The sequence below is a fragment of the Streptomyces sp. NPDC047061 genome (genome assembly GCF_040643955.1).
Classification (GTDB): Bacteria; Actinomycetota; Actinomycetes; order Streptomycetales; family Streptomycetaceae; genus Streptomyces.
In genome coordinates this window covers 18,998-34,168 of record NZ_JBEYVI010000058.1, presented here as the reverse complement: position 1 = coordinate 34,168, position 15,171 = coordinate 18,998, and the positions used below count along the sequence as shown (strand labels likewise).

General features: G+C 69.9%; 13 protein-coding genes and 1 pseudogene. 7 read left to right on the top strand and 7 right to left on the bottom strand.

All coding sequences use genetic code 11. The features are described from left to right. Positions 1-27 precede the first annotated feature (27 nt). The 3 genes from ABZ887_RS46205 to ABZ887_RS46195 are packed head-to-tail and all read left to right on the top strand — an operon-like array spanning position 28 to position 865. Complete coding sequence (locus ABZ887_RS46205) at positions 28-342, top strand: DoxX family protein (protein WP_361304819.1); 315 nt, start codon at positions 28-30, stop codon at positions 340-342. Next, complete coding sequence (locus tag ABZ887_RS46200; protein WP_361304818.1) at positions 339-560, top strand: FAD-dependent monooxygenase; 222 nt, start codon at positions 339-341, stop codon at positions 558-560. The genes ABZ887_RS46205 and ABZ887_RS46200 overlap by 4 nt, the downstream gene beginning before the upstream one ends. Positions 561-595: 35 nt before the next feature. Next, entirely contained in the window at positions 596-865 is a 270-nt protein-coding gene (locus ABZ887_RS46195; RefSeq protein WP_361304816.1) for an FAD-dependent monooxygenase, read from the top strand. Between the two features lie 237 nt (positions 866-1,102). Here ABZ887_RS46195 and ABZ887_RS46190 read toward each other — a convergent pair. The 4 genes and pseudogenes from ABZ887_RS46190 to ABZ887_RS46175 all read right to left on the bottom strand — a co-directional run. Next, positions 1,103-1,618, bottom strand: a pseudogene (locus tag ABZ887_RS46190) (acetyl-coenzyme A synthetase N-terminal domain-containing protein); the annotation flags it as partial. Next, positions 1,615-3,222, bottom strand: a complete 1,608-nt coding sequence (locus ABZ887_RS46185; RefSeq protein WP_361304814.1) for a bifunctional 3-(3-hydroxy-phenyl)propionate/3-hydroxycinnamic acid hydroxylase — start codon at positions 3,220-3,222, stop codon at positions 1,615-1,617. The pseudogene ABZ887_RS46190 and the gene ABZ887_RS46185, both read right to left, overlap by 4 nt. 19 nt (positions 3,223-3,241) lie before the next feature. Then, the gene (locus ABZ887_RS46180) at positions 3,242-4,180 is read right to left on the bottom strand and encodes a fumarylacetoacetate hydrolase family protein (RefSeq protein WP_361304812.1); all 939 of its coding nucleotides are present in this window, start codon (positions 4,178-4,180) and stop codon (positions 3,242-3,244) included. 21 nt (positions 4,181-4,201) lie between these two features. Next, positions 4,202-5,356, bottom strand: coding sequence for a VOC family protein (locus tag ABZ887_RS46175; RefSeq protein ID WP_361304810.1), 1,155 nt, complete (start codon positions 5,354-5,356; stop codon positions 4,202-4,204). Between the two features lie 683 nt (positions 5,357-6,039). Between ABZ887_RS46175 and ABZ887_RS46170 the strand changes: the two genes are divergently transcribed. From ABZ887_RS46170 to ABZ887_RS46160, 3 genes are all read left to right on the top strand, one after another. Further along, positions 6,040-6,282 carry a PASTA domain-containing protein gene (locus ABZ887_RS46170; protein WP_361304840.1) on the top strand — a complete coding sequence of 81 codons (243 nt, stop codon included), beginning with the start codon at positions 6,040-6,042 and terminating at the stop codon, positions 6,280-6,282. A 309-nt stretch (positions 6,283-6,591) separates the two neighbouring features. Beyond that, positions 6,592-7,170, top strand: a complete 579-nt coding sequence (locus ABZ887_RS46165) for an LmeA family phospholipid-binding protein (protein ID WP_361304808.1) — start codon at positions 6,592-6,594, stop codon at positions 7,168-7,170. Next, positions 7,163-7,783, top strand: a complete 621-nt coding sequence (locus ABZ887_RS46160) for a TetR/AcrR family transcriptional regulator (RefSeq protein WP_361304806.1) — start codon at positions 7,163-7,165, stop codon at positions 7,781-7,783. Before ABZ887_RS46165 ends, ABZ887_RS46160 begins: the two co-directional genes overlap by 8 nt. A gap of 42 nt (positions 7,784-7,825) precedes the next feature. Here ABZ887_RS46160 and ABZ887_RS46155 read toward each other — a convergent pair whose 3' ends face one another. Further along, on the bottom strand, positions 7,826-8,065 hold the full coding sequence (locus ABZ887_RS46155) for a hypothetical protein (protein WP_361304804.1): 240 nt from the start codon (positions 8,063-8,065) through the stop codon (positions 7,826-7,828). 369 nt (positions 8,066-8,434) lie between these two features. On the opposite strand from ABZ887_RS46155, the gene ABZ887_RS46150 reads away from it, so the two are divergent. After that, complete coding sequence (locus ABZ887_RS46150) at positions 8,435-10,450, top strand: PASTA domain-containing protein (protein WP_361304802.1); 2,016 nt, start codon at positions 8,435-8,437, stop codon at positions 10,448-10,450. Positions 10,451-10,687: 237 nt separating this feature from the next. On the opposite strand, the gene ABZ887_RS46145 is transcribed toward ABZ887_RS46150, so the two are convergent. Together ABZ887_RS46145 and ABZ887_RS46140 are read right to left on the bottom strand one after the other, a co-directional pair. After that, on the bottom strand, positions 10,688-11,734 hold the full coding sequence (locus ABZ887_RS46145; RefSeq protein WP_361304801.1) for a zinc-binding dehydrogenase: 1,047 nt from the start codon (positions 11,732-11,734) through the stop codon (positions 10,688-10,690). Positions 11,735-11,862: 128 nt separating this feature from the next. After that, positions 11,863-15,084: a cytochrome P450 gene (locus ABZ887_RS46140; protein ID WP_361304799.1), complete on the bottom strand. Its 3,222-nt coding sequence runs from the start codon at positions 15,082-15,084 to the stop codon at positions 11,863-11,865. Positions 15,085-15,171: the final 87 nt, after the last annotated feature.

The window sequence follows — 15,171 nt, the reverse complement described above, 5'->3', positions numbered from 1 at the left end:
GCCTGGAGGACCAGCAGCATCTCCGCGGTGGACGGCAGCGGGATCTTCTTCTCGCAGAATGAGGATCAGCGGAATTCGGTACGGTCGACGCGAGCCACCCACGTGGGATTCGCCGTCGGCGGATACCGCGTCATCGGCCTGCGCGAACTCGTAGGTGTGGTGGGCCTGTTTGCCAGCTGGGCGGTCACCGGCCTGGGCGTTGCCGCCGCGTGCCTCCTGCTCCTGCTGAGCGGTGCGGCTCTGGCTCACCTGCGGGCCGGTGACCGTCCGCCCGCGCTGCTGCCGGCGATCGTCTGGGTCGTTCCGGTGGCCGCCTACCTGATCGTTCTCTTCCAGAAATGATCGGTACTGGTGGGGGTGTCGGACAGGTCGGCCTGACCCTGGCTCTGGAACTGGAGCACCACGGGGTGGAAACCCTCCTCGTCGAGCGGAACACCTCCACCACGCGCCATCCGAAGATGGGCGTCACCAACGGCCGCAGCATGGAGTTGTACCGTCGCCTCGGCGTCGCGGACGACCTGAGCGATGTCGCCACCCCCACGACCGCCGAACCAGGGTGACATGGGCGACGAACGCGGTGGGGTGGGAGCTGGCCATGTTCGAGTACCCCAGCGTGGACGAGATGAGAGAGTCCGCTCGCGACCGCAACGACGGCACACAGCCGCTCGAACCCCGGATGCGGGTCTCCCAGGTCATCCTCGAACCGGCTCTGCGTGATCTGCTGGAGACCTGGGCCAAGCACGTCACCGTGCAGTACGGCTGGGCACTGGAGAGCTTCGAGGAGGCTGCCGACGGCGTCACCGCCCGTCTGGTCTACGCCGACGGCAGCCGTCGACGGACGGTCCGTGCCCGCTACCTCGCCTGATGCGACGGCGCCGGCAGCCGCACCCATGTCGGCGGTCGTGCGGAGCCGAGCAGACGGCGGTCTTGGTCGACGGACTGGCGCCTGCCCACGACACTGGTGAAGGCCAACGGAAGGTTTCCCACTCCCGGGACCGGGCCGCTCACGTCGCCGTTACCCGGGGTGGGAGTTAGCCCCGGTGCTCGCGAGAGCGCGGTGCTCGGCGCCCAGGCGGGCGAAGTAGCCGATGAGGTCCGGATCGTCCTGCCCACACACCGACCACACGGCGCCGAGGCTTGCGGCGGCGAGGAACGCGACGATCGCGTGCGGGGTGTTGGGCAGGTAGCCGACGACCCGGTCGCCCTGGCCGACGCCGAGGTCGCGCAGGGTGGCGGCGACGGAGGCGACCTGGTCGCGCAGTCGCTGCCCGGTCATCTCGTACCCGCCGCCGGTCTCATCCAGGGCGACGATCGCCGTCTTTTCGGCGGAAAGGTGGCGCAGAGCGTGGTGGGCGTAATTGAGGGTGGCGCCGGTGAACCAGCGGGCGCCAGGCACCCGCTCTTCAGCCAACACCCGCTCGTACGGCTCGGAGGCGTCGATGTCGAAGTACTCCCAGACGGCGGCCCAGAAGCCCTCCAGGTCGGTGACCGACCAGCGGTGCAGGGTGGCGTAGTCACCGCTGTCCATGCCCTGCCGCCGGGCGAACTCCGCGATACGGCTGTCGGCCGTCGTGTGCGGATCGGGTGTGAAGAAGGGGGGCGGGTACGGCGAGTTCATCGGGTGTTGCTCCTCAACAGGCTTGACTCAACGGTCCGTTGGGAAGAAGAAGGGATTCGCGTGGTGTGCAGCAGGGACGCCCACTCGGCCCTGCCGTCGAAGTCGCGGCCACCGGCCGGCACCAGGTCCATCGTGATGCGGTCGGGCCGCAACAGCGCGGCGTCGGCGCGGGCCTCGCGCAGCCAGGCGGCGAGACTTCCGCCGTCGCCGAGACCTGTCACGAGGACGGTGCGGGCCCCCAGGCTGTCGGCGATCGTCCGCAACCAGGGGGAGAGCGGTACGGCGGTCAGGACGGCGAAGGAGTCACCGAGCAGTTCGTCGAGGCGGGCGCGCCGCCCTTCCGCGCTCACCCACGGCTGTGGGCAGAACCGGCCCACGGGATCACGGCCGCCGACCCGGAACCGGCGCCGCACCAGCGGGCCGGCCGTCAGTGCCGGGCTGATGTCGCGGGCCGCCAGGTCGGTCAGGCCAGGGATGCGCACCGCCGCGTTGAGAGCGCCTCGGCGCAGCGCGGCGGCGCCGTCCTGGCCGCCGGTCATGGCCCAGCCCATGGCGACCGCGAGGCGGATCACATGGCGGGCATGGGGTTTGCGTTCGCTCTGGTACGTATCCAGCAGCCGCTCGTCGGCGCCCCGTCCGAGGACCCGGGCGAGCTTCCAGGTGAGGTTGTAGGCGTCCCGCAGGCCCGCGCACAGTCCCTGCCCGATGAACGGGGGAGTGAGGTGGGCGGCGTCGCCGAGGAGGAAGACCCGGCCCCGGCGCCAGCGGTTGGCGATCCGGGCCCGAAAGGTGTACGGCGCCTTTCGCACCACCTCGAAGTCGGTGCCGGGCGCGAGATCCACCCATGGCGCGACCAGATGCCGTAGCCGCTGCTGGTCGAACTCTGCGCCGTCCGGGAGCCGGAACTCCCAGCGGTAGCGGTCCTCACCGACGCGCATGAAGGTGCCCGGCCGGTGCGGATCACAGATCTGCTCGACGCCCTCCCAGCTGCGGACCGGGAGGCTGGTGCGCACGTCGATGACCGTCCAGCTCTCCTCGAAGTGCAGGTCCTCCCAGGCGGCGCCGATGGCGTCGCGGGTGAGGCTGTTGGCGCCGTCGCAGCCGAGGACGGCGGCCGCGCGCACCACGTGCTCCTCACCCCGGTCGTCGCGGTAGCTCACCTCGACCGGCCCGGCACCGTCCGGTGCGATACCGGTGACCTCGGCCCCGCCGCGCAGTTCGCACTCCGGCGTGCGGGCCAGCGCCTCGCGCAGCACCCTCTCCAGCTCGGGCTGGTCGAACATGCTGGTCTGCGGGAAACCGTGCGCTCCCTGCTCGGCACGTGGGAACTCGGCCAGCACCCGGTGCCGGGCGTCCAGCAGCCGGAGTCCCCGCGCGGTGCGGGCGATCGCGGCGAACTCCTCGTGGACTCCCACCGCCTGAAGGATGCGGCGGACCTCGTCGTCGGTCGCGACGGCGCGCGGCAGCGGGTAGAGGCCGTGGTGGCGTTCGAGGACGAGGCTCCTCACCCCGCGCCGGGCGAGCAGGAGGGCGGCGGTCACGCCCACCGGTCCGGCTCCGACGATCACCACGGGTGCGTCTGCCGGGTTGTGCTCGACGGTCATCTGCGGCTCGTTTCGGGTCTTAGTCTGCTGAGGTCACGGGGTTGCGCTGCTCGCCGAGGTCGATCCGCCCGTCCGGGGTGGCGATGGTGGCGGTCACGAGGTCACCCGCGTGCAGGTAGTTCGGGTTCTTCGCCTGGCTCTTGAAGAACGCCTTCCACTTCACGACGGGCGGCAGCAGCGCGCCGATCTTCTCGACCGGCTTCGGCGGGGCCTTGAGAGCCGTGCCGCCGGGGGTGCCGGTCAGCAACAGGTCACCGGGGTCGAGGGTCTGGAAGCGGGCGAGCAGCGTCAGCGCCCGCGCCGGGTTGACGATCATGTCGGCGAGGGTGCGGTCCTGGCGCAGCTCGCCGTTCACGCTCAGTTGCAGCCGCAGGTCCAGGAGACGGGCGAAGTCCTCGGGCTCCAGCAGGGCGAGGTACGGCCCGGTGGGCGTGAAGGTGGGGTACGACTTGCTCTCGTAGAACTGTGTCTTGGTGAGCTGGACGTCCCGCGCGCTGACGTCGTTGGTGATCACGAGGCCGGCGACGTACGACGGCAGGTCCCGCTCCTCGACGACCGTGCCCACGGGCACCGGCGCGCCCATGACCAGACCCAGCTCGACCTCGTAGTCGAGGAACCTGACGTGCGAGGGGCGGACGATGGCCTGGTCGGGGCCGCTGACCGAGCCGGACGCCTTGCGGAAGAAGGCGGGCGGGACGTCGCCGGTGAAGCCCGAGTCGCGGGCGTGGCTGCGGTAGTTGACCATCTGGGCGACCACCCGGCAGGGAGTGGTGACCGGCGAGAGGGCGACAAGGTCGGCGACGGGCGTGCCCGCCTCGCCGGACGTCGCCGCTTCCCGTACGGCGGCCCGGTCTGCCAGCAACTCGGCGGTGGTGACGGCCTTGGTGTCGATACGGACGGCTCGTGTATCGCGGACGGCCCACCAGCCGTCAGCCGTGCGCAGGATGTTGGTGCTCATGTCGATGCTTTCGTCAGAGGATCAGGAGTTGGCGGCTTTGAGAAGGCCGAGCAGGCGGGCGGGGTCCATCTCGTTGTCGCCGCGAAGCGCCTCGATGACATCGCGGACCCGCTGCGGGGAGGGGCTCGCGCCGAGGAAGTCGCGCGTGGCGGGCGGGCCCCACTGGGCCAGGCCGCTGGTCGACATGGGTGCCCAGCCGGGTTCGACGTCGCAGGAGAACAGGTCGCCGTCGGCGAAGTGCTCCATCATGAAGTGGTCGGGGTCACGCCAGTAGTCGAAGAGCTGGCTGCCCTGGATGTGCCGGCCGATGCCCCAACTGCGCTTGTATCCGCGCTCCTTGAGGTACTCGCCGCCGGCCGCGATCGAGTCCAGGTCGGTGACCTGGTAGGCGGAGTGGACATAGCCGTTGCCGGGGCCCAGGTGCATGGCCAGGGTGTGGTGGTCGACGGCCAGGCTGCCCTGGTCGCAGTGGATGAACGCCATCGTCGGACCGCGGCCGCGCTGCCCGTCCAGGAAGAGGAAGTCGGAGACGATCAGGCCGAGGGTGTCCAGGTACCAGTCGAGGGCGCGGGCGAACACCCGGGTTTCGAGGACCACGTGTCCGAGCCGCTGGATCCGGGACGGTTCGCGGGGCGGACGCTGGGTGGTGTTCGTACGACGATGATCGGTGCCGAAGTTGAGGAGCAGCGGTTGCTGCTCGGGCAGTGCAGGCGGTTCCTCGCCGCAGTGCACCACGCGCACCGGGAAGCCCGACGGATCGAGCAGGTGCACGGCCTTTCCGCCGCCCGGGACGTCCGCCTCGCGCACGTCCGTCCCCGTCGCCCGGGCGAGCCGGTCCAGGTCGGACCGCTCGGCCGCCCGGAAGGCCGGGCCGATGAAGCGGCTGGTGCGGCCCTTGCGGATCACCATGCAGGGTGAGCCGGCGAAGGTGCCGCGCAGCCACAGCTCGCCGTCGGTCCGGGCGGCGATGCCGAACCCGAAGTCACGGGCGAAGACCTCGGCCCGGTCCAGGTCCGGCTTCTCGAACTCCAGCCAGGCCAGGTCCGCCACCTTGATCACGGGGTTCCGGGACCGGCCTGGATGCTCGCGGCGAAGGGCGCCCTGCGTGCTGTGGAGGTCTTGGTGGGCCGTCTTGACGTCGCTCGAGGCGACCGCGTTGACGTGGGTTTCGGACATGGTGTCCTCCAAGCAACATTGCCGTAATGAGGAAATCATCAACTTTGAGGTATCGATCGTCAATAGCTGGCTCGGGTGTGATGGCGAATCGGGCGTCGCCGTGCTGGTCGATTCGTCGGAAATGAGGCTCTTCGGGGCTCTGGCCTGGCCCGGTGGCCGCGTTACTCGAAGTTGATCCTGATGTGACGGGCGGCCGGTGAGGTGGCTCACCTGGCGCTCGCGGGAGTCGAAGGTGTCACCAGTGGTGCCGAGGTGATAGCGGAGTGTGTGAGGCCTGGCGTCGGCTTCCCTCGGCGACTGCATCCGACCGGCATCGTGGGGACCGTGGGGGCGAGGGTGACAGCGGGTGCGGCGTCCGCACCGCGTTGATCAGGCCGACTTCCGTGAAGCGCCCGCCGGGCTGGCGGGGGGCGGCTCTCGTTCATGACCTGGTGCTTCAGGAGCGCTTCCGTCGCGAGGCCCAGTCGACGGCCTCGCTCAACCATCCGTCCATCGCCGCTGCGTACGACGCGGGTGAGGACACCTGCATGTCGTACGGCGGCGGATGGGAGTACGTCGGCTATCTGCTGCCGTACCTCGTGATGGAGTACGTGGACGGCACGACTCCGCGCGAGGCTCCGTACGTTGCACTGAGCGTGGCAGCTGTCGGGGTCGTCATCCTGGGCCTCGTCCTGGGGTGGTACATGTTCGGGCGTGGTGCGGCCGACGGCGGCAAGGCCGCCGTACTCGACCTGGTCGGTCAGAACCTGGAGGGGGTCGGGCACATGGCGGGGAACGTCGACCTGGGGATCACGGTCGACAAGCGGGAGTCCTGCGCGGACCAGCCGAAGGGGCGCATCTGCACCCAGAGTCCGACGGACGGTGAACTCGCCAAGGGCGAGGCGGTCGAAGTCATCGTGTCCACCGGTGCGCCGAAGGTGGTGTAAGCGACTCCGTATGAACCGAACAGCGCTTACGGCCCATCATGCGGTTCCTACGATCGCTGGAACCGGCGACGACCGGTCATCGCTGCCACTCTGCTCGCCACGGTTCTGACGCCGATCGAGGCCGACCGCGTGACGGCCACACGCACGGCCAGGCCCTTCCAGGGCGCCACGGGCGCGCCCCTGCCGCCCGAGGTCCGTGTCCGCGGCTTTCCCGTGCTCACCCGGTCGGCAGCAGGCAACCCTGCGGCACGTCGACCTCACCGCGCACGGCATACCCGCGTACGGCGGCCCGGGGCTTCCGGTATCGCATTGAGGACCTCCGGTTGCGACGACGAGCGCAAGGCCGAAGTCGGCCGTGCCGAGGCGAACGCCTTCCTGTCCTGCACGGATGTGTCGAACGCGTTCGGGCTGAAGGTCTCACAAAGCCCCCGGACCGGGCAGATCATCGTGAGTGCCCTCACGCCTCTGGACGGCGAGGCCACCGTGACGGCGACCGTCTCGGCGGTCACCGGCAACCGCGTCGGATTCCAGGGCGTCCAGGTCACGGGCGGCCCGCGGCCCGCCGTCGGGCAGGCGGCGCTCGACCTGATCTTCAAGGAGTCGATCCAGCTGGAGAACATCCCCCACGGTCTGTACCTGCGCTCGGTCGCGGTGACGACGGAGGGACTCAGTACCAGGTTCTCGGGCCAGTCGGTCACCTTCCGCCCCGGCTGCGCGTCGTGGCACGACATGGCGGCGGATGGCGGGCCGCCGCCTCGGCGGATCGGTCGCGGCGCCTCTCGTCGGAGGTGTCGGGGCACACCCGAGTTTTCGAGCGGGCCGGGTGGTGTGCCCGGCGGCCCGTATGCGAATCTTGGCCCGGTGACACGAGGAGAAAGCCATGGCTGAGAGCGCGATGGCGACGCCGTTGCGGCGGCACGCTCAGGCGAACCGTCGACGCATCCTGGAAGCGGCACGCGAAACCCTGAGCATGGACCCCGACACCACCATCGACGACATCGCCCGGGTGGCGGGAGTCGCGCGCCGCACGCTCTACGGCCATTTCGCCAGCCGCGAGATCCTCCTCCACGCGCTGGCCGACGACGCCGTGGACACCCTCCGCCAGGCCTTCGTCCAGGAGGAGAGTCAGGGCGCGCCCCCGGCCCTGGAACTGGCCCGCTTCGTCATGGCCGTCTGGGGCATCGGTGACCGCTATCGCATGCTGATCGCGCTCGCCCGGCGTGACCTTGACGGTGACATCCGCAGAGTGCTGGCGCCGGTGCGTGAACTGGCTGTGGAACTGCTGGCGCGCGGGCAGCGGGAGGGAGCGTTCGCCGACCATCTGCCGGCGGCGGTGCTCGCACAGGTGCAGGAGGCGACCATCGTCTCGATGCTGGAGGCGGTCAACAGCGAGGAGTGGGAAGGATCCGCCACGGCGGCGGCCACCGCGGTCCTGCTGGCCGCGGGCAAGGGCCAGGCCGAAGCGGAAGCCCTGGTACGGCAGTTGCGCGAGGACGGCTGAACCGTCGCCCGGAGTCCCTTCAGCGAGGCTGAGGGAGCTCACTCACAAGACAGTGGTGAGGGTCAGTTCGACGAGGTCGCGGCCGGCTCCTCGGCGCCCGTGACATTCAGCCATCCCAGGCCTTGCTGACCGCGGCGTACTCCCTGCTGTCCTTCGCGTACAGGTCCGCGGCGGCTTCGAGGGCGCGAAGCGTGCTGCGTGGTAGTCGGTGACGGAGGCCATGCACTCCGTCAGCGCCCGGTACCAGAACCGCTGCGCCGCATCGTGACCGATACCGGTCACGGTGGCGTCGTTGCAGGTGGGCTAGCCGTAGTCGACTCCGTTGACGGTCTCCTTCCCCGAGCAACGGCCCGCTCCGACCAGCCCTTGCACCGAACCCCGAGGCGCGACATCCGGCCCCGAGTACACCGGCACGCACCCGATTCGTGCCTATTTGAAGATTCCTGACCGTGGACGCGCAGGCGGCCTCCCATGTTGCGATCCGGCCACCACCCGAGAAACCTGCCCTTCGATGTGCAATTATCCTCCCGTAGTTCATGGCCCCGTGAGGTGGCGCATGTGCCGAGCCCTGCCCTGCTCGATCCGGCGAACCGCACGGGCGGCGACAGCCGAGATCGCCTTGGACTTCCGACTGTTTGTGGAGAAAACACAGTGAACCTTGGCGGACCGGACAACTCGGCTCTCTCCCACCCGGGCCACACACCCGACCAGTACGCCGCCGGACACGGCTACGGCGGCTCCGGCAACCTGTCCTGGGACCCGGCACCGTCAGCACAGCCGAGTCCCATGGCCCTGGTCGGCGGCCGGTACGAGTTGCGTCTCCTCCTCGGCTCCGGCGGCATGGCCGAGGTGCACCTGGCTCATGACACCCGGCTGGACCGCAGTGTCGCCCTGAAGACCCTGCGTGCCGATCTCGCCCACGATCCTGGCTTCCAGGCGAGATTCCGCAAGGAGGCCCAGTCGACGGCGTCGCTCAACGACCCGTCCATCGTCGCGGTGTACGACACCGGCGAGGACGCGTACCTCCCGTACGGCGGCGGGTGGGACGGCGCCGGCCTCGTGCTGCCCTACCTGGTAATGGAGTACGTCGACGGGATGACCCTGCGCGATGTCCTCTACTCCTCCGGGACGGAGTTGACCGTCGAACGCGCCCTGCAGGCGACCGCCGGGGTGCTGCGGGCCCTCGCCCATTCCCACCACCACGGCATCGTCCACCGCGACATCAAACCGGCCAACGTCATGATGACCCAGTCCGGCCAGGTCAAGGTCATGGACTTCGGGATCGCGCGCGACACGAACGACATCGGCCTGACCCAGACGGCCGCCGTCCTGGGCACCGCGCAGTACCTCTCACCGGAGCAGGCGCTGGGCGAGGAGATCGACGCCCGGTCCGACCTGTACTCGGTGGGGTGCCTGCTGTACGAACTGCTCACTCGCAGGCCGCCGTTCTACGGTGACTCGCCGATGTCGGTGATGTACCAGCACCTGCAGGAGCCGCCACAGCCTCCGAGCCTGTACAACCCGGAGGTCGACGCCCGGGTGGACGCGGTCGTCCTGCGCGCGCTGGAGAAGGACCGCACCCACCGGTACCAGTCCGCCACTGAGATGCTCGCCGACATCGAGGCGTGCCTCGGCACGGGAGCGCCGGCAGGGATTGAGCCGCTTCCCGACGAGGAGGGGAACGGCGGCGGACGCAAGGGCACGACCGTGCTGATCGTGGCCGGAGTCGTCGTCGCCATCGCCGCGGTGCTGTGCGGCCGGCTGCTCTTCGGCCGCGGCCATGCCGACGACGGGAAGTCCGACGTACCGAATCTGGTCGGCAAGACCGTCGAGGACGCGCGGAGCAGCGCGGAGAACGTCGGCCTCACGGTCACCGTCACGGCCCGCAAACCATGTGCCGACCAGCCGAAGGGCCGCGTCTGCACGCAGAGTCCGACAGACGGCAGGATTGCCAAGGGCGAGGCTGTGTCGGTCACCGTCTCCAACGGGGCGCCGAAGGTAGAGGTACCGGACGTCACCGACAAGAACGAGGACGACGCGTCCCGCATCCTCGAGGACAAGGGCTTCAAGGTCAAAGCCACGCACGTCGAGTCCACGGAGGATCCCGGGACCGTACTCAAGCAGGATCCGGACGGTGGCGAAGAGGCGGAGAAGGGCACCGAGATCACCCTCACGGTGGCCAAAGCGGCCGCGAAGTCCGAGGTTCCGGACCTCACCGGCAGCACACTCAGCGAGGCTCGGAAGCTGCTGTCCGAGCAGAACCTGAAGCTGGGCGACACGACCGAGGTCGAAAGCAGCGCCGAGCCCGGAACCGTGGTGGGTCAGGGCATCCAGGCCGGCGAGGAGGTCGAGCCCGGCACGGCGATCGACGTCAAGCTCGCCAAGGCGGAGCAGACCGTCCAGATCCCGACGGACATCGTGGGAGAGACGCTCGGCGAGGTCCAGAGCGAGCTGAACGGACTCGGTCTCCAGGTCACCGTCGCTTCCGGATACCCCCAGTCCTCCGACGCCGTGGTCACGTCCAGCACTCCGGAAGCCGGGAGCGATGTCGAGGTCGGCAGTACCGTGGTCGTGGTGACCGAGACCACCGGCGACACATCGTCAGGTGACGGGACGACGAGCGGAACGACGACGAGCCCCTCCCCGACTTCCACAGACAGCTTCTGAGGCCACCCGGACGAGTCGCCGACGTACGCCTGTCACCGACAGCCGGGGAGCACCTGGCCGGCACCCGTCCCCGCAGAGCGGGCGAAGTGCGCCGGTCGGTCCCGGCATCGAGGCGCCCGAGGACCGTTTCCCGTGGGCGCCCCTGCGCTACGGCGCCCACCCTTGCAGGCCGGCGTTCACCACCACGTCCACCGTCTCGTGCCTCCCTCACATGCCGACCGGTGGTCCGTCGCCTCCTTAGGGAACCAGAATGAGACGGATCGGGTCGCCGATCTTGTTCTCCAGGCGGTGGACCGCGTCGGCGGCTTCGGCCAGCGGGATGTGGTCGGTGATCGAGGGGGCCAGGTCGAGACGCCCGTTGGAGGCCAGCCGCACCAGTTCGGAGACGGACTCGGGGAAACCGCCGTAGTGCCCGCGCACCTGCTTGCCCAGGTAGTTGAAGGTCAGACCTTCGCTGATGGTGAGCGGCTGGGGCGTGATGCCCACCAGGACCAGGACGCCGTTCAGACCGAGTACCGAGGCGGCCTGCTCGCGGACCGCAGGCACGCCGGCGCAGTCGAAGGCGAAGTCCAGGCCCCGTCCGCCGGTGGCCGAACGGACCTGGTCGGCGAAGTCGCCGGCGGACGGGTCCAGGGCGAAATCCGCACCGAAGGCCAGGGCGCGCTCCCGGGCACCGGGCAGCGGGTCGACGGCGATGACCGGCGCGGCGCCGGCCAGGCGGGCGACGCGGACGTTGTGCGCGCCGACTCCGCCCGCGCCCCACACACCGACGGACTGGGCGGGGCGTACTCCGGCGGTGGAGACGACGGCGGCGTAGGGGGTGGAGACCGCGTCGGGGATGATCGCGGCCTGGTCGAAGGGGAGGCTGTCGGGAATGGGGATGAGGGTGTCCTCGCGCGCGACGGTGTACTGGGCCCAGCCGCCGTCGTAGTCGATGCCGGCGGTACGGACCTGGGTGCAGGGGCGGCGGCGTGCGCAACCGGCGCACTGGCCGCAGCTCCTGCCGGCCTCCAGGGCCACGCGAGTGCCGACGGTCAGGTCACACTTGAGGTCGGGGCCGAGTGTGTGGATCACACCGGAGACCTCGTGTCCGACGGTGACCGTGTCGGAGGTGGCGAACAGCGGGACGAGGGAGCCGTCGATCAGGTGAACGTCGGAGAGGCAGACGCCGGCGGCCTTGACCTCGACGAGCACCTCGCCCGGGCCGGGCACGGGGACGGGGACCTCCTCCACGCCGAATTTCCCGGTGTCCAGGTGAAAACGTCCGGCAAGCATGGTGTCCATGGTGATCTGCTTTCTGTGAGCGGTGCTCCCGGCGGTTCAGGCCGGTGGGCGCCGTGTGTGGTGTCCTGCGGTCTTGGAGGGACCGGGAGGCCTGCGACGGGCGCGCACGCCTCCCGGGAGCTGCGGGATCAGGCGAAGACGTCCTGCTGGTAGCGGCCGTCGGCCTCCAGCCGGGCGAGCCACTGCTGGGCGGCCTCGTCGTCGGCGCCGGTGTGCTCGCGGTGGAGGGCGGCGAGAGCCTCACGGACCGCGGGTGCCATGCGGCGACCGTCACCGCAGACGTAGACGTACGCGCCGTCCTGCAGGGCCTGCCACACCATGTCCGCGGCGTTGGCGATGGCGTTCTGCACGTAGCGGGCGGGGTGGCCGGGTACCGCGGAGAAGGCGGTGTGCACCTGGGCGATCCCGGCCTGCTCCCAGGCCTGCATCTCCTGCCGGTAGAAGTAGTCGTGCTCCGGGTGGCGGCAGCCGACGAAGACCTGTGACAGGCCCACCCGGGTGCCGTCGGCGTGCTGCCGCGCCCGCTCCTCCAGGAAGCCGCGCAGCGGAGCGATGCCGGTGCCGGGGCCGATGAGGATCAGTGGTGTCGCCGGGTCGGCGGGCGGGGCGAAGGTGGGGGAGGGGACGCGCACGTAGCCGTAGACGACAGCACCGGGTTCGAGGTGGGCGAGGTAGGAGGAGCAGGTGCCGCGGTACCGGCCGTCGCCGGACAGTGCGGGGCCTTCGAGGAGGCCGACGGTCAGGCGTACATGACGCGGGTCGGCCAGCGGGGAGGAGGAGATGGAGTAGAAACGGGGGCGGATCGGGCCCGTCATCTCCAGGAAGACGGCCAACGGCAGCTCGATGGCGGGGAAGCGCTCCAGCAGGGTGAGCACCGAGACGCGTTTGCCGAGGATCTCCGTCCGGTAGCGCTCTTCGGCTTCCCCGGTCTCGGCCGTGTAGGCCTGGAGCTGCGGACGGGTCCACGGGCACTGGGTGTGCTCGGCCAGAGTCTGGATCTGGGCGCGGGTGGCCACGTCCTGCAGTTCCAGGAACTCGGTGAACAGGAGTCCGGCGGTGACGGGCGTGCCGACCGGCAGGTGTGTCCTGCCGCCGTCGGGCTGGTCGAGCCGGAGCACCTGGTCGTGATCGACGCCGAGCCGGGCCAGGGCGCGCTCGACCAGGGCCGGCTCGTTCTTGGCGAAGACGGCCAGGTGGTTGCCGGTGTCGTAGGTGACGTCCTCGGGCAGTTCGATGGTGAGGGACTTCGCGGACGGGCGCGGCGGCTCGACGCTGAAGTCCCACAACCCGGTGGCGTCGCTGACGAGTTCCTCGTTGGCCACCACGGTCAGCGGGTAGGCCTGCTCGGAGACGATCGCGGGGCGCACGTCCGCCTCGGTGAGCAGCTGTACGTGGTAGCGCGGTGCGCCGTCGTCGGAGGTGTCGGCGGCGTACTCCTCGGCCAGGGTGGCCCACAGGGTGTCCGTCCAGCGGGTGGCCATGCCGTCGAAGTCCCCGGCCGCGTCCGCGATGCCGCGCTCGACGACCGGGGTGGCGCCGGCCGCCAGCAGGCCTTCCTCGATCCGCTTGGGGAAGGCCTGGTAGGTGGCCACCCACTGGGTGTTGCCGGCGCCCAGCAGCGCGAACCGCACCCCGGACAGCGAACCGGCGGGCAGGCCGGTGGCGAGCAGGTCGTCGAAACGCTGGGCGTTGTCGGGCGCCTTGCCGTTGTAGCTGGCGGCGACGACGACGAGCAGCCCCTCGGTGGGCAGGCGGTCGCCCAGTTCGTCGAGGCTCAGCAGGGTGGTGCCGAACCCGGAGCGCTCGCCGCGGTCGGCGATGGTGCGCGCCAGGTCCTCGCACGAACCCAGGCTGGATCCGTACGCGACGGTCAGGTTCACCCCGACACCGCTGACCGCGGCCTGCTGCGACGCGTCGTCGCTGTGCGGGTCGACGGCCCCGAACACGGTCCGCTCGTGTTCCTGGCGGGCACGCACGACCAGCTGGAAGTCGCCGGGCTTGCGGGTCAGTGCCTCTCGCACGTCCATGGCGTAGTCGTCGACGTCGGTGAACTTGAACTTCTGGAGCATCATCGCGAGGGCCAGGCGGGCCTCGGTGAGCGCGAACTGCCGTCCGATGCAGGCGCGCACACCGTTGCCGAACGGCTTGTAGGCATGCGGGTGGTGCTTCGCCCGGTTCTCCGGCAGCCACCGGTCGATGTCGAACTCCTGTGGCCGCTCCCATGCCTTGGGGTGGGTGTGCAGCGGGCCTTCGAGGATGATGACCTGCGTCCCCTTCCTCAGCTGGTAGCGGCCGCCGATGACGGTGTCCTCCAGCGGGGCCTTGCCGAACGCCGGGATGGGGGCCCACAGGCGCAGGGTCTCCTCCAGGATCCGCGGGATGACGTCCAGCTGCATGATCGTGTCGTAGTCCGGGACGGTGTCGCCAGGCAGCAGGCGGTCCACCTCGGCGTAGGCCTGGGCCAGCACCTGCGGGTTGCGCATCAGCGAGTAGGTGGCGAACGACAGCAGTCCGCTGGTGGTCTCGTGACCGGCGATCAGGAACGTCAGCACCTGGTCGCGGACGTTGTCGTCGTCCAGCAGTCTGCCGGTCTCCGGGTCGACGGCCTCCAGCATCAGGCCGAGCAGGTCTTCCGCGCCGCCGGCCCTCCCCTGGCGGCGCTCCCTGATCACGCTCTCGACCAGTTCGCGCATCAGCTCGATGTTCTCGCGGTACTTCCTGGCATCGGCCTTGCGGAACTTGGTCATCACCGGGAGTTCCTGGGAACGCCGCAGCGACTCCGTCAGCGCGCCCAGCAGCGCGTTGAGGAAGGGGTGCAGCTCTTCCTCGGCGAAGGAGCCGAACCGGTAGCCGAACCCCGACAGGGCGATGGTGTCCAGTGTCAGCCGGGTGTAGTCGTCGGTGATGTTGACCGGCTGCCCCTGCCTGCGCTCCCACTTGCCCGCCAGGTCCTGGGCGATCTCCAGCATCTGCCCGAAGTAGTTCCTCATGGCCCGCTGGCTGAAGGCCGGCATGAGGATCCGGTGCGCCATGCCCCATTCCTCTTCGTGCTGGTGGGCCGTGAACAGGGCCGCCCCCGCGAAGTCCCGGACGTGGTGCAGCGGCGTCTTGTCTATCTGCTTGAAGAACCGCGTCTCGTCGCAGACCTCGGCGACCAGGTCCGGGTCGTAGACGAGGACCTGCTCCCGGCCTGCGATCTCCATGCGGTAGATGCCCTCGGGGAACTGCTCGGACAACTCGCCGAAGTACGCGATGGGGTTCTTGTCCGGGATCTGCAGCGTGTTCCCCACGAGCGGGGCGCCGCGCGGTGATCGGACGGGGTGCAGGTCGGTCTGGCTCTGCGTGGTCATGGGTGTTTGCTCCCTCGTGCGGAGAAGAGGTGCGGCAGCGCGGGCCGAGCACGGGCCGCCACAGCCAGCCATACGCTGTATGGAAAG